Consider the following 19491-nt stretch of genomic DNA (forward strand, 5'->3'; position numbering starts at 1 on the left):
CATGTTTGTAGTAGACGATTGAAGACGCGCTTGAAGTACATGTTTGTAGTAGACGATTGAAGATGCGCTTGAAGTGCATGTTTGCCGTACACGATTAAAGACGCGATTGAAGTACATGATTGAACTATACGTTACACGATGGAGTACATGATTGACCTGCACGAGTGAACTACACGATTGGAGAACACGTTTGAAGTCCGCGTTTGAAGTACACGGATGCGGGAATCTTGAAAACCGTGTTCTCCGGCCACCGCATTTATGAGCGAATCAAGCCGACTGAGAAAAGGGGGACGGGTCATGCGACGCATCTACCGAAGAATGCAATCCGACATCCGGGCCGTATTCGAGAACGACCCGGCGGCACGCAGCCGATTTGAAGTCATCTTTACGTACTCCGGCCTGCACGCAATCTGGGCGCATCTGGTGGCGCATTGGTTCTACAAACACCGTTGGTTCACGCTCGCCCGCATCATCTCCCAGGTGAGCCGCTTCATAACGGGCATCGAGATTCATCCCGGCGCCCGAATCGGGGAACGGCTGTTCATCGACCACGGCATGGGCGTCGTTATTGGTGAGACCTGCGAGATCGGGAACGATGTCGTCATCTATCAAGGGGTCACGCTCGGCGGAACCGGAAAAGAGAAGGGCAAACGCCACCCGACGATCGGGAACAACGTCGTCATTGCCTCCGGGGCCAAGGTGCTTGGTTCGTTCAAGGTGGGCGATAATTCGAACATCGGTGCCAACTCCGTCGTCCTGCGGGAGGTGCCGGCCAACTGTACGGTCGTCGGCATCCCGGGACGGATCGTGAAGCAGGACGGCGTCCGTGTCGACCGGCTCAACCATGCCCAGCTGCCGGATCCGGTCATCGACATGCTGCGCGGGATGCAGCGGGAGATCGATGCCCTGCGCACCGAGCTCGAGCAACACAAGCAGGAGACGGCAGCCCTTCGCGAGGGCTCCGCGGAGCTTGCGAAACGTCAATAGCCCGTAGGGGTATATGAACAGGGAGGTTAATTCAACATGACGCTTCAGATTTACAACACGATGACGCGCCGCAAAGAAACATTCGTGCCGCTCCATCCGGATAAGGTGAACATGTATGTGTGCGGTCCGACCGTGTACGATTATATTCATATCGGAAATGCCAGGCCCCAAATCGTATTCGATGTGATGCGGCGCTATTTGGAACAGATCGGTTATGAGGTGAACTATGTCGTGAACTTCACCGATGTCGATGATCGCCTCATCCGCAAGTCGATTGAGATGGGCGAGCCCGTGCCTGTCATCGCGGAAAAGTTCATCCAGGCGTTCTACGAGGATATCGACGGCATCGGTGTCCGCCGGGCGACGCACAACCCGCGCGTGCTTGATCATATCGAGGAAATTATCGCCTTCATCGCCAATCTGGTGGAGGAAGGCTATGCGTATGAATCCGGCAAGGATGTCTATTTCCGCACGAACCGCTTCGCTGAATACGGCAAGCTATCCCATCAGAACCTGGAGGAGCTGCAGCACGGCATCCGGGTCGAGGTCGACGAGCGGAAGGAGAATCCGGAAGACTTCGTGCTCTGGAAGGCGGCGAAGCCGGGGGAGATCTCGTGGGCGAGCCCGTGGGGCGAGGGCCGTCCGGGCTGGCATATCGAATGCTCTGCCATGGCGCGCAAATTTTTGGGAGATACGCTGGACATTCACGGCGGGGGCCAGGATCTGCAGTTCCCGCATCATGAATGCGAAGTGGCGCAATCCGAATCGCTGACCGGCAAGCCGCTCGCGAATATTTGGATGCATAACGGGTACATTCATATCAACAACGAAAAAATGTCGAAATCGCTCGGCAATGGCGTGATCGTCAAGGAACTCCGCGCGCGCTACAAGATGGAGGCGATTCGCTACTTCATCCTCGCCACTCATTACCGCAATCCGCTGAATTTCAGCGAGGAAGCGATGATGCAGGCCGAGAAGAGTGTAGGCCGCATCGTCAATGCGGTGCAGAATCTTCACCATCTGCTCAAGTCGGCGGAAGACGCGGCGGAGCGGGAGCCGGACGAAGCTTTGCAGCAGAAGCTGGCCGACATCCTCGATACGTTCGACGCGAAGATGCAGGACGATTTCAATACGGCTGATGCGATTACGGCCGTGTTCGATTGGGTTACCCTGGCGAACAGCACGATGCAGCAGGGAACCCAGGACGAGCTGCAGACGGCGAATCTGCAAGCGCTGCTCGATGCGGTCGAGGCGATGAACAACGTGCTCGGGCTCGTCCCGGAGCAGGAGGAAGAGGATCTGCTTGACGAGGAGATCGACCGCCTGATTCAAGAGCGCACGGACGCGCGCAAGGCGAAGAACTGGGCGCGCGCGGATGAGATTCGCGATATGCTGACCGCTCAGGGGATTATCCTGGAAGATACGCCGCAAGGCATCCGTTGGCGCCGCAAATGAGGGAGCCGCGGGTGCAGCCGGATGCGAAGAACGGAGCAACAGACGTGATAAATGATAATGAGGAACAGGGAATGGAGATAGAGCGCCCGGACGGCGCAGAGACGGGGGGGACGTGGCTGTTCCCTTACCCGCCGGCGAAGGAGCCGAAGCTGCTGCCGCCGATCGCTTTGGCGTATATGGGCGATGCGGTCTATGAGATGGCGATTCGGCAGTATCTCATCTCGCTGCCGAACCATCGGCCGCATGTGCTGCACCGGCAGGCGACACGTTATGTGTCGGCCAAGTCGCAGGCGCGGGCGCTTGGGCGCCTGGTGCTGCAGCTGACGCAGGAGGAGGCGGACATCGTCCGCCAGGGGCGCAATGCCAAGTCTGCGGTGCCGAAGAGCGCCAATGTGAATGAGTACCGCCAGGCGACGGCGCTGGAGGCGCTGTTCGGCTACTTGTACTTGAGCGGCCGGGGCGACCGCATTCGGGAGTTGGCCGAGATTGTCGTGCAGGTGCCGGAAGAGGAGCAAGCGCCGGCACAGACGGATCAGCCGGGGAAGCCGGAAGCACTGGCACCGGCTGAGCGGCCGGAGAAGCGGTCGTGACGGATCCGGACACAGGCATCATACGCCTAAGCCCGGACAATCGGGGCCAAGCGGAGAAGCAGATTGAACGGCAAGAGGAAGCAACAATAGGGAGGCAGCATAGATATGGAAGAATACATTGCCGGGAAGCACTCGGTCACCGAGGCGCTCCGCTCCGGCCGTACCATTCATAAAATATGGATTGCGGACAATGCGCAGAAGCATCTGACGCAGCCGATTATCGCCGAGGCGAAGAAGGCGGGCGTTATCGTTCAGACCGCGGACAAGCGCAAGCTGGATCAGATGGCGGAAGGGGTGCAGCATCAAGGGGTCGTCGCCCAGGCGGCTGCTTATGGCTATGTGGAGGTGGACGATATTCTCGCCCGGGCGGAAGCGAAGGGGGAGACGCCGTTCCTCCTGATCCTCGACGAGATCGAGGACCCGCATAATCTCGGATCGATTCTGCGGACCGCAGACTGTACGGGAGTGCACGGCGTCATCATTCCGAAGCGCCGTTCCGTTGGCTTGACCGCCACCGTATCCAAGACATCCGCCGGCGCCGTAGAGTATGTGCCGGTTGCACGGGTAACGAATCTGGCACAGACGATGGAGCAACTGAAGGAGCGGGGCATCTGGCTCGTCGGAACGGATGTGTCCGCGACCCAGGACCTGTATGAGACCGATCTGTTCACGATGCCGCTTGCGCTGGTTATCGGGAACGAGAGCAAGGGCATGGGCCGCCTCGTCAAGCAGACCTGCGATGCGTTGCTGAAGCTTCCGATGGCCGGACAGATCAATTCGTTAAATGCGTCGGTCGCCGCCGGGATATTTATGTATGAGGTCGTGCGCCGGCGCCGCGGCTGAGAATGCGGCAGCAAGATTGGCGCGACGTGCTGCTGGTGGATGGCTACAATATGATCGGCGCATGGCATGAACTGAAGCAGTTGGCCGACCGGAGGCTCGAGGATGCGCGTGAGCGCCTGCTGGACAACCTGGGGGAGTACCAGGCGTATTCCGGCCGGCGGGTCATCGCTGTGTTTGACGCCTACCGCGTCCCTGGTCTGGGAGCCACCTACACGCAGGGCAAGCTCGAAGTCTACTTCACGAAGGAGAAGGAAACGGCGGACGAATGCATCGAGCGTCTCGTCAAGGAGCTCTCCCATCGCCGGCGCCAGATCTATGTGGCGACCTCGGATATGACCGAGCAGCGCGTCGTTCTCGGCCTCGGCGCGCTGCGCCTGTCGGCCCGCGAGCTTCGGCTCATCGTGGAGCAATCGAGGCGGGAGGTGGAGAGCCGGATTCGCGAGCATGCCTCGCAGCCGGTGAAGCGCAATCCGCTGGAAGGGAAGCTCAGCCTGGACCAATTGCTGAAGCTCGAACGGATGCGCCGGGGGGAAGAAGATTAGGATATTTTGTCGAATAGCTGGAATTCCGCGCCGGATAAGGCTTTCCTTGGTTGACGGTGTGAGATAGATTCATATATACTGAATCTATCATTTGTGATGTAACGGTGAATTGCGTTGCAGGCCGGAGGGATTGCTAGTGAGTGTTGACCTCAGAGCATTGAGCACCCCCTGTCCGTACGAACGGTTGTCGGATGAACATCTCGTCGACGCAGTTCGTGAGGGAGACAGCGAAGCGCTAGAATATTTAATTAACAAGTACCGTAATTTCGTACGTGCGAAGGCACGCTCTTATTTTTTGATAGGAGCCGATCGCGAAGATATCGTACAAGAAGGTATGATCGGATTATATAAGTCAATCCGGGATTTCAAGGGCGATAAGTTGGCTTCATTCAAGGCCTTTGCCGAACTGTGCATCACGAGGCAGATCATTACCGCAATCAAGACGGCAACGCGCCAGAAGCACATTCCATTGAACTCCTATGTATCCTTGGACAAGCCGATCTATGATGAGGATTCGGACCGGACGCTTCTTGATATTATTGGAGGCTCCCGTGTGTCGGATCCCGAAGAACTGATTATCAATCAGGAAGAATTCGTCGGACTGGAAGACAAGATGGCCGAGATTTTGAGCGATCTTGAGCGCAGAGTGCTAATGTTGTATTTGGATGGACGATCCTACCAGGAGATTGCTGTTGATCTGGATCGCCATGTCAAGTCGATAGACAACGCCCTCCAGCGCGTCAAGCGCAAGCTGGAGCGCTATCTGGAACTGCGGGACGGCGACGGAGAAGAGTAGAAGAAGTGTCCGTGGAATGCCTAAGACAGTGTTCAAAAAGGCTGGTTTTCAGCGCCGTGAAGGTTGCTTGAACTCGAAGACAGAACAGCGGGATGCAGGTGAGGCTGCATGAGCAGTTATTAATATTCCCGCAGGGAATTAAGCAGGAAACATACTTCGAAAGCATACACTCTTCGAGAGTGAGTGCGAGATTTGACATCAAGTTACCTGCCTGAGTACTTCGTGATCCTAAGCGGACTTTTTGAACAACCTCGAAGAGGAGAAGGACGGACGCTTTCTTTTTTGCCCAATCTGCCCCTTCTGCTGAACGCCCCTATCGCATGTCTGTCGATTGCCTCATCGTCACAGGTTTAGATTTGCAGAAATTCCACAATAATGAATAATAGTCGATTTCGAGAGAGCGGATTTACCGGCAAGCAGCTGTTCTACGGCATAGCAAGGAAGCCCTGCAAACCCCACAGCAGCGCTATCTTTTCATTGACTTCAATTGACCCTTGTGATAAAGTGTTTTAGGTAGGCCTAAATATGCGTACGTATTACTGAGTAAGCTTGGCTTATTCAGCTTGCGGGAACGGAAGCTCCCTGTCATCGGGCAGGAGGGCGTATCCGTATTCGTTAGACTATAATTTCGACGCTTCTTATCACAATAAGGTGTCTTCAGGAGGTGTACTACATGCGGGTAATTATTACGATGGCTTGCACGAGCTGCAAACAACGCAACTACGCGACGACAAAGAACAAGCGCAATCACCCAGACCGCATTGAGTTGAAGAAATTCTGCAAGTTCTGCAACGAGCATACTTCTCATCGCGAAACAAGATAAGTCTGATGGAGGTGTAGTCCGTGGCTTTCTTCGGAAAACTGAAACAACGTTTCAGTTCAATGTTTTCCTTCTTTGCCGACAGCTGGGGTGAATTAAAAAAAGTTCGCTGGCCCAATCGTAAAGAGCTGACAAGCTATACGCTGGTCGTATTGGGAACGGTTTTCTTTATGACGCTTTATTTCTGGGTCCTTGACATCGGTATTTCTGCGATCGTCGAAGCGATTATTTAATAAAGTCCCAAGGTGGCTTGGTTATGGAAAAGAGATGGTACGTTGTTCATACCTATTCCGGGTATGAGAACAAAGTGAAGGCCAATCTGGAAAAGCGCGTCGAATCCATGGGAATGGAAGACAAGATATTCCGGGTTCTTGTTCCGATGGAAGAAGAATTGGTGAACAAAGACGGCAAGAAAAAAACCGTCATGCGCAAAGTTTACCCTGGCTATGTTATGGTTGAGATGGTCCAGACGGATGAATCCTGGTATGTTGTTCGCAATACGCCGGGCGTCACTGGATTTGTCGGTTCCACAGGATCCGGCTCCAAGCCGATTCCTCTGATGCCGGAAGAGGTTGAACAGATTTTGCGGCAGATGGGAATGGAAGAGCCGAAGCCGAAGGTCGATTTCGAATTGAAGGAATCGGTACGCATTAAGGTAGGGCCTTTCGCTAACTTTGTCGGCACGGTCGAAGAGATCCTTCTCGATAAAGCGAAGTTGAAGGTCCATGTTAACATGTTTGGAAGGGAAACCCCGCTTGAACTGGATTACCATCAGGTGGAGAAGATTTAATACATCTTTGACAGGTTTTCTTCTGATGTGAGGGGAGTTTGCTCCGGACTCACATATTAGCGCAAGGAGGTGTACGACAATGGCAAAAAAAGTCATCAAAGTGGTAAAATTGCAGATTCCTGCAGGGAAAGCGAATCCTGCGCCGCCGGTTGGTCCAGCACTGGGTCAAGCAGGCGTGAACATTATGGCGTTCTGTAAGGAATTCAACGCGAAGACTGCAGATCAAGCAGGCCTTATCATTCCTGTTGAAATCACAGTATTCGAGGATCGCTCCTTTACGTTCATCACGAAGACGCCTCCAGCGGCAGTATTGCTGAAAGTGGCTTCCAAGATCGAGAAAGGTTCCGGCGAGCCGAACAAAAAGAAAGTGGCTACAGTGAAGCGCGACACCGTTCGCCAGATCGCTGAGCAAAAAATGCCAGACCTGAATGCGGCATCCGTAGAATCGGCTATGCGCATGGTTGAAGGCACAGCCCGCAGCATGGGTATCGTCATCGAAGACTAATCGGGTCTGCGTGACAGATGTGGGAGGTTCAACCGCTATTACCACAAAGGAGGAACAAAATCATGGCAAAACGTGGCAAGAAGTATGAAGAAGCCGCGAAGTTGATCGATAGAGATGCAACTTACGAGCCGGCGGAAGCCATTGAATTGGTGAAAAAGTCGGCTACGGCTAAATTTGACGAAACGATCGAAGTTGCTGTGCGCTTGGGCGTTGACCCGCGCAAACAGGACCAAAACGTGCGTGGGGTAGTCGTCCTTCCTCACGGAACAGGTAAGACGAAGCGCGTTCTCGTCTTTGCAAAAGGCGAAAAAGCGAAAGAAGCAGAAGCAGCTGGTGCTGATTTTGTAGGCGATCAGGACATGATCAACAAAATCCAGCAAGGCTGGTTCGACTTCGATGTCTGCGTGGCAACACCGGACATGATGAGCGAAGTAGGTAAATTGGGCCGTATCCTCGGTGGTAAAGGCCTGATGCCTAACCCGAAAGCCGGCACGGTTACATTCGACGTTGCCAAAGCGATCCAAGAGATCAAAGCGGGTAAAATCGAATACCGTCTGGACAGAGCAGGACAAATTCATGCGCCTATCGGGAAAGCGTCCTTCAGTGCTGAACAGTTGAATGAAAACCTGAAAGCACTCATCGACGCATTGAACCGTGCGAAGCCGGCAGCGGCTAAAGGTGTATACATGAAGAACATCGCGGTATCTTCCACGATGGGACCTGCCGCACGCGTGAACACGGCGAACTATCGCTAAGTTCGGCAGCATCTCGCATTCTTCGTTTGCTATAGTATAGTTAAGGTTGACACAAGTTGGCCGGCTATGGTATCCTAATGAGGTTGTGAGATTCGCGTGTGTATTGAAAATGAATAATCGTACCATAGACAGTAGGTGCCGTAAGGCTTAATCTCCTACCGAGGTGTTCGGAATAGAAGATGCGGTGGCGCATGGGAACATGCGTGATCAGGCGCCGCTGCATTCGTGATGCCTCTGTAGATTACTGCAGAGGCTTTTCTTATGCTCGTGTAGGAAGAACATAATAGTCCAGGATGCGGTTAGATAAGAACTTGTAGGAGGTGGATCGAGTGGCAAACGCAAAAGTTATCGAAGCGAAACAGCAAGAAGTACAAGTAATCGCAGAGAAATTGCGTGGCAGCGTAACGACGGTTGTTGCCGACTATCGCGGTTTGAACGTGTCTCAAGTGACTGAACTTCGTAAGCAACTGCGCGAAGCAGGCATTGAGTTCCAAGTGTTGAAGAACACGTTGGTTCGCCGTGCGACAGCGGAAGCAGAATTGTCCGAGCTGGATCAAGTGTTGTCCGGACCGACGGCTATCGCTTTCAGCCCGGAAGACGCAGTAGCTCCTGCGAAGATTTTGAACGATTTTGCGAAGAAAAATGACGCTCTTGAGATCAAAGGTGGCGTGGTCGAAGGCCGCGTTGTCGATGTAGCTCAAATCAAAGCACTGGCCGAGCTGCCTTCCCGCGAAGGCTTGCTGTCCATGTTGCTCAGCGTGCTCCAAGCGCCTGTGCGCAACTTCGCACTCGCCGTCAAGGCGGTCGCAGAGAAGCAAGAAGCAGAAGCGTAAGAGACTCGTACCCATGCGGGAACGTGAACATTTTCTACTATAACTTACTATGAATATGGAGGTTTAACCATGAGCAAAGAGCAAATCTTGGAAGCCATCAAAGGCATGTCCGTATTGGAACTGAACGACCTGGTTAAAGCAATCGAAGAAGAATTCGGCGTAACAGCTGCAGCTCCTGTAGCAGTTATGGCTGGCGGCGCTGGCGATGCTGGTGCAGCTGAGCAAACAGAATTCGACGTAATTCTGACGAGCCCAGGCGCTGGCAAAATCAACGTCATCAAAGTCGTTCGCGAAATCACAGGTCTCGGCCTGAAAGAAGCGAAAGATCTCGTAGACAACGCACCAAAACCATTGAAAGAAAAAGTAAGCAAGGACGAAGCAGAAGCAGTAAAAGCGAAGCTCGAAGAAGCTGGCGCAACTGTAGAACTGAAATAGTATTTGCTTGCTGAAGTGCGGAACCCCTTGAAGAACATTCAAGGGGTTCGTTGTCTAGGATACGACGTCATAACGCGCTTGTCCTTGACGCATCATTCGGGCGCAGGACAAAGAACAGGGTTGGAGCATCACAGAGGCTAGCGCATCTTAGCCAATGAACAGCAGCACTTTGAACGTAGAGGAAGGAGGGTAGAAGTTGACGGGACATTATTACAGTCACCGGCAGGATACGCCCCATGATCGGCAATACTGGAAGGCGGAACTGCGCGGGCATGCGCTGCAGTTCGTGTCGGATGCCGGTGTGTTCTCGAAGGGCGGTGTTGACTTCGGAAGCCGTGTGCTGATTGAGAACATGGACATTCCGGATAGCGCGCAGGTGCTTGACGTCGGCTGCGGCTACGGTCCTATCGGCCTGACGGCGGCCAGACTCGCTCCGCGTGGGCATGTGACGATGGTGGATGTGAATGAGCGGGCGCTGGAACTGGCCCAGGAAAATGCGAAGCGCAACGGAATATCCAATGTGACCGTGCGGAAAAGCGACGGATTGGACGACATCGACTCGTCAACCTTCGACGTCATTTTGACGAACCCGCCGATACGAGCCGGCAAAGAAGTCGTACATCGGATTTTTGAACAATCATATGCTCATTTGAATGATAGAGGAGCGTTGTGGATCGTCATTCAGAAGAAGCAGGGGGCACCTTCTGCGGAAGCCAAGCTTCGGGAGCTGTTCGGCGAGGAGCAAGTGGAGTTGGTAACCAAAGAGAAGGGGTACCGCATCTATCGGGCTGTCAAAGAATAGTTTAAAATCGAAGTTGACTCGGCATGCCCGTTGTGGTATTATTATAAAATGTCAGTATTAGGATGGCCTTCATGTCTTTACATGACCAAAATGTCAAGCTTTTTTTTGAAAAGACGAATACATTTTCGTGAAATGAAGTATAATGTTTACATTTTGGGCAAGTCTATCGGATATGAAGGATGTTCTACAACAGGAAACGACGGCACGGAGAAACGGCGTCCATCGGAAAAGGCGTTTTATCGTGAACGGACGTTTTTCTTTTTGTTTGTTCAACCCATTTTCTCGTTTTCAGAGTCTCTTTCGTGGACTTTATTATAAAGGATACCGAAAAGGATTCGCAATCCAATTTTTGTGAGTAGACATGAGGGGTGAGTTAAAGTTGGCAGGACATCTTGTTCAGTATGGTCGACGCACTCGGCGCAGCTACGCGCGCATCAAAGAGGTACTCGAAGTCCCGAACTTGATTGAAATCCAACAGAAATCGTACGAATGGTTTTTGGACGAAGGATTGCGTGAGATGTTCCAAGACATTTCGCCGATTCAGGATTTCACGGGTAACTTGGTTCTGGAGTTTATCGATTACAGCTTGGGCGAGCCTAAGTATTCGGTCGATGAATCGAAGGAACGCGATGTAACGTATGCAGCACCGCTCCGGGTCAAAGTGCGTCTCCTCAATAAAGAGACCGGAGAAGTCAAAGAGCAAGAAGTGTTTATGGGTGATTTCCCGCTCATGACGGAGACAGGCACGTTCATCATCAATGGTGCGGAACGTGTTATTGTCAGCCAGTTGGTTCGCTCCCCAAGTGTCTATTTCAGTACGAAAGTCGACAAGAACGGGAAGAAGACATATACGGCAACCGTCATCCCGAACCGTGGAGCATGGCTTGAGCTAGAGACGGACGCCAAGGATATCATTTATGTCCGGATTGACCGTACGCGGAAGATTCCGGTCACCGTCCTTCTTCGCGCCTTGGGCTTCGGTACGGACGAGCAGATTCTGGAGCTGCTAGGCCAGGACGAATACATCCGGAACACCCTGGATAAAGACAATACCGATTCTACGGAAAAAGCGCTGATTGAAATCTATGAGCGCCTGCGTCCGGGTGAACCGCCGACATTGGATAATGCGAGAAGCTTGCTCATCGCACGTTTCTTCGATCCTAAACGTTATGATTTGGCCAACGTGGGCCGTTACAAGATTAATAAAAAGCTTCATATCAAGAACCGTCTCTTCAACCAGCGCCTCGCCGAGACTCTTGTCGATGTGGAGACGGGCGAGATCGTAGCCGAAGCAGGACAGATGATCGATCGCCGTCTGCTGGATGAGATCATGCCACGCCTGGAGAGCGGCGTCGGATTCAAGACGTATCACGTCGCAGGCGGAGTAATGGAGTCGGATGATATTCCGATGCAGGTCGTCGACGTATTCTCGCCGCTGGAGGAAGGCAAGGTCATCAAGGTCATTTCCAACGGCCACATTGACAAATCGGTGAAGAACATTACGCCAGCCGATATCATCTCGTCGATCAACTATTTCATCAACCTGCTGCATGGCATCGGCAGCACGGATGATATCGACCATCTGGGCAACCGTCGTCTTCGTTCGGTTGGCGAATTGCTGCAGAACCAGTTCCGCATCGGTCTGTCCCGGATGGAACGCGTCGTGCGTGAACGGATGTCCATTCAGGATGCGAGCGTCATTACGCCGCAAGCGCTGATTAACATCCGTCCGGTCATCGCCTCGATCAAGGAGTTCTTCGGCAGCTCACAGCTGTCCCAGTTCATGGACCAGACGAACCCGCTGGCGGAATTGACGCACAAGCGCCGTCTGTCTGCGCTCGGACCTGGTGGTCTGACGCGGGAACGCGCCGGCTTCGAAGTCCGTGACGTTCACCACTCGCACTATGGGCGGATGTGTCCGATCGAGACGCCGGAAGGTCCGAACATCGGTCTGATCAACTCCTTGTCCACCTTCGCTCGCGTCAACGAGTACGGCTTCATCGAAGCTCCGTATCGTTGGGTGAATCCGAAGAACGGCAAGGTCACGGAACAGATTGATTATATGACGGCGGATGAGGAAGACAACTACGTCATCGCTCAGGCGAACGCGCTGTTGAATGAAGACGGCTCGTTCCAGGATGATATGGTTATCGTCCGCTACAACAAGCAGTCCGACAATATTTTGACGATGCCGAGCGAGCGCGTTGATTATATGGACGTCTCGCCGAAGCAGGTCGTGTCGGTTGCGACCGCGCTCATTCCGTTCCTGGAGAACGACGACTCCAACCGTGCGCTCATGGGTTCCAACATGCAGCGGCAAGCGGTGCCTCTGCTGGTGCCGGAATCGCCGTTCGTCGGAACCGGAATGGAGCACAAGTCCGCGAAGGACTCTGGCGTCTGCATCGTGTCCAAAGTGGACGGGATCGTGGAGCGCGTTACGGCGAACGAGGTTCAAGTCCGCCGCATTGAAATGATTGACGGTAAAGAGGTCAAGGGTGACCTCGTCAAATATAAATTGCAGAAGTTCATGCGTTCCAACCAAGGAACCTGCATTAACCAGCGCCCGCTGGCGAAGAAAGGCGATATCGTCAAGAAGGGCGATATTTTGGCGGACGGTCCGTCCACGGAAGTGGGCGAACTGGCGCTGGGCCGCAACGTCGTCGTTGCCTTCATGACTTGGGAAGGGTACAACTACGAGGATGCGATTCTGCTGTCTGAGAAATTGGTCAAAGAAGACGTCTACACCTCTATCCATATCGAGGAGTACGAGTCGGAAGCCCGCGACACGAAGCTGGGGCCGGAAGAGATTACACGCGATATCCCGAACGTCGGGGAAGAAGCGCTGAAGAATCTTGACGAGCGCGGCATTATCCGTGTCGGCGCTGAGATCAAGGCTGGCGACATCCTCGTCGGCAAAGTAACGCCAAAAGGGGTTACCGAGCTTACGGCGGAGGAGCGTCTCCTGCACGCGATCTTCGGCGAAAAGGCGCGCGAGGTGCGCGACACGTCCCTGCGCGTTCCGCACGGAACCGACGGGATTGTCGTCGACGTTAAGGTGTTCACGCGGGAGAACGGCGATGAGCTGCCTCCAGGCGTCAACCAACTGGTACGTGCTTATATTGCCCAAAAACGGAAAATATCCGAAGGCGATAAAATGGCGGGACGCCACGGTAACAAAGGGGTCATCGCCCGCATTCTGCCGGAAGAGGATATGCCGTTCCTGCCGGATGGCACGCCGGTTCAAGTCGTATTGAACCCGCTGGGCGTTCCTTCCCGGATGAACATCGGCCAGGTGCTCGAGGTTCACTTGGGCATGGCTGCCCGTTACCTCGGCATTCATACGGCTACGCCGGTCTTCGACGGCGCAACCGAATACGACGTATTCGACACAATGGAAGAAGCCGGCATGCAGCGCAACGGTAAAACCATCCTGTACGATGGCCGCACAGGCGAGCCGTTCGAGCGTGAAGTTACGGTCGGCGTCATGTACATGATTAAGCTCGCGCACATGGTTGACGACAAGATTCATGCCCGTTCCACAGGTCCATACTCGCTCGTTACGCAGCAGCCGCTCGGCGGTAAAGCCCAGTTCGGCGGCCAGCGCTTCGGGGAGATGGAGGTGTGGGCGCTTGAAGCTTACGGCGCCGCCTATACGCTGCAAGAGATTCTTACCGTCAAATCCGACGACGTTGTCGGCCGGGTGAAGACGTATGAATCGATTGTCAAGGGCGAGAACGTGCCGGAGCCAGGTGTTCCAGAGTCCTTCAAGGTCTTGATCAAAGAGTTGCAAAGCTTAGGTATGGATGTCAAGATTTTGACGGAGAACGAGGAAGAAATCGAAATGCGCGAATTCGACGATGACGATGATATTCCGCAAGACAAGCTGAATCTTGGCATGGATGACGAATACGTGGCGGAATAAGCCGCCGCAACTGCATCAGGACACGTTGGTATCGACGGTGGCCGGAAGCCGTGCTGAATACAGCGGCTGCTGGCCACCGTCAGCCCCTATAGATTGCAACACAGTCTGCCGCTCCTGTGAGAAGTGCAACAGCGGCGAACTCTAGTACAAATTAAGGAGGGTCGCTCCTTGATGGACGTCAACAATTTTGAATATATGAAGATTGGGCTCGCCTCTCCCGACAAGATTCGTTCTTGGTCCCGTGGCGAAGTCAAGAAGCCGGAGACGATCAACTACCGCACGCTCAAGCCTGAAAAAGAAGGCCTGTTCTGCGAAAAGATCTTCGGACCGACGAAAGACTGGGAATGTCACTGCGGTAAATATAAGCGGGTGCGCTACAAAGGCGTCGTCTGTGATCGATGCGGCGTTGAAGTTACGCGCCAGAAGGTGCGCCGCGAACGGATGGGCCATATCGAATTGGCTGCTCCCGTCTCGCATATCTGGTATTTCAAGGGCATTCCAAGCCGCATGGGCTTGGCTCTCGACATGTCGCCCCGTTCGCTGGAAGAGATTATTTACTTCGCCTCCTATGTTGTGACGGATCCGGGCGATACGCCGCTGGAGAAGAAGCAGCTGTTGTCGGAGAAGGAATACCGCAGCTACCGCGAGAAGTACGGCCATGCATTCCAGGCCGGCATGGGCGCGGAAGCTGTCAAGAAGCTGCTCCAGGATCTGGATGTGGAAAAAGAGCTGACGATGCTGAAGGAAGAACTGCGCACGGCTCAAGGCCAACGCCGCAACCGCGCGATTAAGCGTCTGGAAGTTATCGAAGCATTCCGCAATTCGGGCAATGCGCCTGAGTGGATGATCCTCGACGTGCTTCCGGTTATTCCGCCGGAGCTTCGTCCGATGGTCCAATTGGACGGCGGACGCTTCGCGACCTCCGACCTGAACGATCTGTACCGCCGCGTTATCAACCGGAACAACCGCCTCAAGCGGCTGCTCGATCTGGGCGCACCGGACATCATCGTGCAGAACGAGAAGCGGATGCTGCAGGAAGCCGTCGATGCTCTGATCGACAACGGGCGCCGCGGCCGTCCGGTTACCGGACCGGGGAACCGTCCGCTCAAGTCGCTTAGCCATATGCTCAAAGGGAAGCAAGGCCGCTTCCGTCAGAACTTGCTCGGGAAGCGCGTTGACTATTCCGGACGTTCCGTTATCGTCGTCGGCCCGTATTTGAAGATGTATCAATGCGGTCTCCCGAAGGAAATGGCCCTGGAGCTGTTCAAGCCTTTCGTCATGAAAGAGCTCGTGAACAAGGGCTTGGCGCATAACATCAAGAGCGCGAAGCGCAAAGTCGAGCGCGTCAGTCCGGAAGTATGGGACGTCCTTGAAGAAGTGATCCGCGAGCATCCGGTTCTGTTGAACCGCGCTCCGACGCTTCACCGTCTCGGCATCCAGGCGTTCGAGCCAATCCTTGTCGAAGGCCGCGCGATCCGTCTTCACCCGCTCGTCTGTACGGCGTACAACGCCGACTTCGACGGCGACCAGATGGCGGTTCACGTGCCGTTGTCTGCGGAAGCGCAAGCGGAAGCCCGCCTGCTCATGCTGGCGTCCGGCAACATCTTGAACCCGAAAGACGGCAAGCCGGTCGTTACGCCATCTCAGGATATGGTTCTCGGATCGTTCTACCTGACGATGGACAACAAGGAAGCCAAAGGCTCCGGCATGATCTTCGCCTCTGTCAATGAAGCGGTATCCGCCTACCAGCGCGGAACGGCCTCCTTGCATGCGCGTGTTGTCATTCCGGCCAAGGCGCTGAAGAAGACCTCGTTTACGGATAAGCAGCAGGAAGCGCTGCTCGTGACGACGGTGGGACGTATCATTTTCAATGAAATATTCCCGGCGGAATTCCCTTATATCAACGAGCCTACTAAGCGGAACTTGTTCGAGGGAACGCCGGATCTCTACTTTATTCATGAAAAAGGCGCGAATATTCAGGAGATACTCCAGAGCATTCCGCAATCGGGCGCGGTAGGCAAAGACTATCTCGGTCAAATTATTGCCCGCTGCTTCGATATATTCCATACGACGCTTACTTCGGTCATCCTGGACCGCATCAAGCAGATTGGATTCACGTACTCCACCCGTGCAGGGATTACTATCGCGGTCGCGGACGTTATCGTGCCGCAGGAGAAGGTGGAGATCCTCAAGGAGTCCGAAGAGAAGGTCAAGGTGATTACGAATCAATACCGTCGCGGTCTGATTACGAACGACGAGCGGTATGACCGTGTCATCGAGATCTGGTCGGATACGAAGGACCGCATCACGGAGATCCTCATGAAATCGATGGACCGCTACAACTCCATCATGCTCATGGTCGATTCCAAGGCGCGGGGTAACAAATCGCAGATTACCCAGCTCGGCGGGATGCGCGGTCTCATGGCGAACCCGTCCGGACGGATTATTGAATTGCCAATCAAATCGAACTTCCGCGAAGGCCTGACCGTCTTGGAGTACTTCATCTCGACGCACGGTGCGCGGAAAGGTCTCGCCGACACCGCGCTTCGTACGGCGGACTCGGGTTACTTGACCCGCCGTCTGGTCGACGTCGCGCAGGATGTCATCGTGCGCGAGGACGATTGCGGCACGGACAAAGGCTTCCTCGTCAGTAACATCTCCGATGGCAAGGAAGTTATCGAAGGCTTGTACGACCGGATCGAGGGACGTTATTCGTTCGAGACGGTGCGTCATCCGGAGACGGGCGAAGTGCTGGTCAACCGGAACGAGCTCATCGATACCGACAAGGCAGAAGCGATTGTCAATGCGGGTGTGAAGAAGCTTATGATTCGCTCCGTTCTCAGCTGCCGCGCTCGTCACGGCGTCTGCAAAATCTGCTACGGCCGCAACCTGGCGACAGGCAAGCACGTGGAGATCGGGGAAGCGGTCGGCATCATCGCCGCGCAATCGATCGGTGAGCCGGGAACCCAGCTCACGATGCGTACGTTCCATACCGGGGGCGTCGCCGGGGACGATATTACCCAAGGTTTGCCGCGTATCCAGGAGTTGTTCGAGGCGCGCAATCCGAAGGGGCAAGCGATCATTTCCGAGATCGACGGTGTCGTCAAAGAGATCCGCGAAGCGAAGGACCGCCGCGAGGTAGAGGTTCAAGGCGAAGCGGAGACCAAAGTATACCCCGTTACTTACGGCTCCCGTATCCGTGTCACCGAAGGCATGGCTATCGAAGCCGGGGACGAGATTACGGACGGCTCCATCGACCCGAAAGAGATGCTGCGCATCAAAGGTATCCGTGGCGTGCAGAACTACATCCTTCAGGAAGTTCAGCGCGTATACCGGAACCAAGGGGTAGAAATCAACGACAAGCACGTTGAGGTTATGATTAAGCAGATGCTGCGGAAGATCCGCATCGTCGACGCGGGAGACACGACGCTTCTTCCAGGCTCGTATGTCGACCTTCATGAATACGAAGCAGCGAACAAGGAAGCGATCCTGTCCGGCAAAGAACCGGCTGTCGCCAAGCCGGTCCTGCTCGGTATTACGAAGGCGTCGTTGGAGACCGATTCCTTCCTGTCGGCTGCATCGTTCCAGGAGACGACACGTGTCCTGACCGACGCCGCCATCAAGGGCAAGGTCGACCAGCTGCTCGGCCTGAAGGAGAATGTCATCATCGGGAAGCTGATCCCGGCTGGTACCGGCATGAACCGCTACCGCAGCGTGAAGCTGATCAACCCGTTGATGGAAGAAGAGACGGAAGAAGCGCCTGACACCGCCGGTGTCGGCGTCGCCGAATAATAGAATCGTGCAACATGCCGCCTGCCGCCCGCTTAAGGAACGGCCTGGCGGCATGCTTCACGGTGCCGTTTGGAAGCTCTCTTTTAGCTAAAAATAATATCTTGACACATGAAATCGAAAGTGCTACTATATCGTAGTGTGCCCAAGGCAATGACCTGTACTTTTGGAGGAACATGATTCATGTCTTATGATAAAGGGTTACAGGATGAGAAGAAGATTAAGATTGGGACCAAGCAGACACTGAAGGTGGTTGAGCAAGGCTTAGCCGCCGAGGTATATGTGGCGGAAGACGCCGATGCGCGAGTGACTTCGAAGATTATCGCACTGTGCGAGAAGCAGGGCATCAAGCTGACATATGTCGAGACGATGCGCGAGCTTGGCAAGGCGTGCGGCATCGAGGTCGGCGCAGCTGCAGTGGCTGTCGTCAACACAGATTCATAAGCAAACCTATTGTTTTTGTCGGGGGAAGTCCTATGGCAAAAACATTTCATTTGTTCATTTATGAACCACCTGGATCTGTGGGCTTAAATGAATGAATTGTAAAAGGTGTTGAAACTTATAGGAAGGGGGTGCCAACATGCCAACAATTAACCAATTGGTACGTAAAGGCCGCAAAGACAAAGTAACTAAATCCAAGTCCCCAGCTTTGCAAAGAGGATACAACGCGCTGAAGCGCGAAGAAACGGATTTGAGCGCGCCTCAAAAACGCGGTGTCTGCACTCGTGTGGGTACGATGACACCGAAAAAACCGAACTCTGCACTTCGTAAGTATGCCCGTGTTCGCTTGACGAACCGTGTTGAGGTTACTGCTTACATCGGAGGTATCGGCCACAACCTGCAGGAGCACAGCGTTGTTCTCGTGCGCGGGGGCCGGGTTAAGGACCTTCCGGGGGTTCGTTACCACATCGTTCGCGGTGCATTGGATACTGCTGGGGTGAACAACCGCATGCAAGCTCGTTCCAAGTACGGTACGAAGCGTCCGAAAGCGAAGAAATCCTAATCGCGATCACCTGGAATAGGATAGTGCACCTATCATATTCCGTTACAGAGAGAGACGCATTCCTCGGGAGAGGAAGACGGACTCGCTTCTGCTTGTGAAGTTATTTGGAAAGGGGGATTCACATGCCACGCAAAGGTCCAGTTCCTAAGCGCGACGTGCTGCCGGATCCGGTGTATAACAGCAAGTTGGTTACTCGCCTGATTAACCGCATCATGATCGACGGTAAACGTGGTGTTGCTCAAACTATTCTATATGATTCTTTCACGCTCATTCAAGAACGCACGGGGAAAGATCCTATGGAAGTGTTTGAAGCAGCATTGAAGAATATCATGCCGGTCCTTGAAGTTAAGGCTCGCCGTGTCGGCGGTTCGAACTATCAAGTGCCTATCGAAGTGAAGCCAGAGCGCCGCACTTCGTTGGGATTGCGCTGGTTGGTCAACTACTCTCGCAACCGCGGTGAGAAGACCATGCAAGAACGTCTGGCAGCAGAGATTATCGATGCTTCCAACAATACAGGCGCTGCTGTTAAGAAGCGCGAAGATACGCATAAAATGGCTGAAGCGAACAAAGCGTACGCTCACTACCGCTGGTAGGATTCAGCTAAGCGGGTCTCGATTATTGAGT

At 54.1% G+C, this 19491-nt stretch carries 19 protein-coding genes and 1 other annotated feature; all 19 genes read left to right on the forward strand.

Going from position 1 to position 19491, the window contains the following annotated elements; all coding sequences use genetic code 11:
- The first annotated feature begins 297 nt into the window (after positions 1 to 297).
- A complete protein-coding gene (gene cysE, locus DQX05_RS25620; protein WP_119796178.1) occupies positions 298 to 987 on the forward strand; it encodes a serine O-acetyltransferase in 690 nt (229 codons plus the stop codon).
- Between the two features lie 36 nt (positions 988 to 1023).
- On the forward strand, positions 1024 to 2442 hold the full coding sequence (gene cysS, locus DQX05_RS25625) for a cysteine--tRNA ligase (protein ID WP_119796179.1): 1419 nt from the start codon (positions 1024 to 1026) through the stop codon (positions 2440 to 2442).
- A gap of 71 nt (positions 2443 to 2513) precedes the next feature.
- The gene (locus DQX05_RS25630; protein ID WP_119796212.1) at positions 2514 to 3032 is read left to right on the forward strand and encodes a Mini-ribonuclease 3; all 519 of its coding nucleotides are present in this window, start codon (positions 2514 to 2516) and stop codon (positions 3030 to 3032) included.
- Positions 3033 to 3137: 105 nt separating this feature from the next.
- Positions 3138 to 3875 carry a 23S rRNA (guanosine(2251)-2'-O)-methyltransferase RlmB gene (gene rlmB, locus DQX05_RS25635; RefSeq protein WP_119796180.1) on the forward strand — a complete coding sequence of 246 codons (738 nt, stop codon included), beginning with the start codon at positions 3138 to 3140 and terminating at the stop codon, positions 3873 to 3875.
- Between the two features lie 2 nt (positions 3876 to 3877).
- Positions 3878 to 4417 carry an NYN domain-containing protein gene (locus DQX05_RS25640; RefSeq protein WP_119796181.1) on the forward strand — a complete coding sequence of 180 codons (540 nt, stop codon included), beginning with the start codon at positions 3878 to 3880 and terminating at the stop codon, positions 4415 to 4417.
- Between the two features lie 136 nt (positions 4418 to 4553).
- Positions 4554 to 5213, forward strand: coding sequence for an RNA polymerase sporulation sigma factor SigH (sigH, locus tag DQX05_RS25645; protein WP_087444219.1), 660 nt, complete (start codon positions 4554 to 4556; stop codon positions 5211 to 5213).
- A 673-nt stretch (positions 5214 to 5886) separates the two neighbouring features.
- Positions 5887 to 6036, forward strand: coding sequence for a 50S ribosomal protein L33 (rpmG, locus tag DQX05_RS25650; protein ID WP_119796182.1), 150 nt, complete (start codon positions 5887 to 5889; stop codon positions 6034 to 6036).
- Between the two features lie 20 nt (positions 6037 to 6056).
- On the forward strand, positions 6057 to 6266 hold the full coding sequence (gene secE, locus DQX05_RS25655) for a preprotein translocase subunit SecE (RefSeq protein ID WP_119796183.1): 210 nt from the start codon (positions 6057 to 6059) through the stop codon (positions 6264 to 6266).
- 23 nt (positions 6267 to 6289) lie between these two features.
- A complete protein-coding gene (nusG, locus tag DQX05_RS25660; protein ID WP_119796184.1) occupies positions 6290 to 6823 on the forward strand; it encodes a transcription termination/antitermination protein NusG in 534 nt (177 codons plus the stop codon).
- Between the two features lie 79 nt (positions 6824 to 6902).
- Entirely contained in the window at positions 6903 to 7328 is a 426-nt protein-coding gene (gene rplK / locus DQX05_RS25665) for a 50S ribosomal protein L11 (protein ID WP_006676477.1), read from the forward strand.
- 62 nt (positions 7329 to 7390) lie between these two features.
- Positions 7391 to 8083 carry a 50S ribosomal protein L1 gene (gene rplA / locus DQX05_RS25670; protein ID WP_006676478.1) on the forward strand — a complete coding sequence of 231 codons (693 nt, stop codon included), beginning with the start codon at positions 7391 to 7393 and terminating at the stop codon, positions 8081 to 8083.
- A gap of 104 nt (positions 8084 to 8187) precedes the next feature.
- Positions 8188 to 8352: a sequence feature (ribosomal protein L10 leader region), on the forward strand.
- Between the two features lie 60 nt (positions 8353 to 8412).
- Complete coding sequence (gene rplJ, locus DQX05_RS25675) at positions 8413 to 8916, forward strand: 50S ribosomal protein L10 (RefSeq protein WP_087444223.1); 504 nt, start codon at positions 8413 to 8415, stop codon at positions 8914 to 8916.
- Positions 8917 to 8985: 69 nt separating this feature from the next.
- On the forward strand, positions 8986 to 9351 hold the full coding sequence (rplL, locus tag DQX05_RS25680) for a 50S ribosomal protein L7/L12 (protein WP_119796185.1): 366 nt from the start codon (positions 8986 to 8988) through the stop codon (positions 9349 to 9351).
- A gap of 196 nt (positions 9352 to 9547) precedes the next feature.
- A complete protein-coding gene (locus DQX05_RS25685; protein WP_119796186.1) occupies positions 9548 to 10153 on the forward strand; it encodes a class I SAM-dependent methyltransferase in 606 nt (201 codons plus the stop codon).
- A 379-nt stretch (positions 10154 to 10532) separates the two neighbouring features.
- Positions 10533 to 14075, forward strand: coding sequence for a DNA-directed RNA polymerase subunit beta (rpoB, locus tag DQX05_RS25690; protein ID WP_119796187.1), 3543 nt, complete (start codon positions 10533 to 10535; stop codon positions 14073 to 14075).
- 168 nt (positions 14076 to 14243) lie between these two features.
- The gene (rpoC, locus tag DQX05_RS25695; RefSeq protein ID WP_119796188.1) at positions 14244 to 17867 is read left to right on the forward strand and encodes a DNA-directed RNA polymerase subunit beta'; all 3624 of its coding nucleotides are present in this window, start codon (positions 14244 to 14246) and stop codon (positions 17865 to 17867) included.
- 180 nt (positions 17868 to 18047) lie between these two features.
- On the forward strand, positions 18048 to 18308 hold the full coding sequence (locus DQX05_RS25700) for a ribosomal L7Ae/L30e/S12e/Gadd45 family protein (RefSeq protein ID WP_119796189.1): 261 nt from the start codon (positions 18048 to 18050) through the stop codon (positions 18306 to 18308).
- Between the two features lie 136 nt (positions 18309 to 18444).
- Entirely contained in the window at positions 18445 to 18867 is a 423-nt protein-coding gene (gene rpsL / locus DQX05_RS25705; RefSeq protein ID WP_006676485.1) for a 30S ribosomal protein S12, read from the forward strand.
- A gap of 122 nt (positions 18868 to 18989) precedes the next feature.
- Positions 18990 to 19460 carry a 30S ribosomal protein S7 gene (rpsG, locus tag DQX05_RS25710; protein ID WP_087444229.1) on the forward strand — a complete coding sequence of 157 codons (471 nt, stop codon included), beginning with the start codon at positions 18990 to 18992 and terminating at the stop codon, positions 19458 to 19460.
- Positions 19461 to 19491 lie beyond the last annotated feature (31 nt).

It is taken from the genome of Paenibacillus thiaminolyticus, assembly GCF_003591545.1.
Classification (GTDB): Bacteria; Bacillota; Bacilli; order Paenibacillales; family Paenibacillaceae; genus Paenibacillus_B; species Paenibacillus_B thiaminolyticus_A.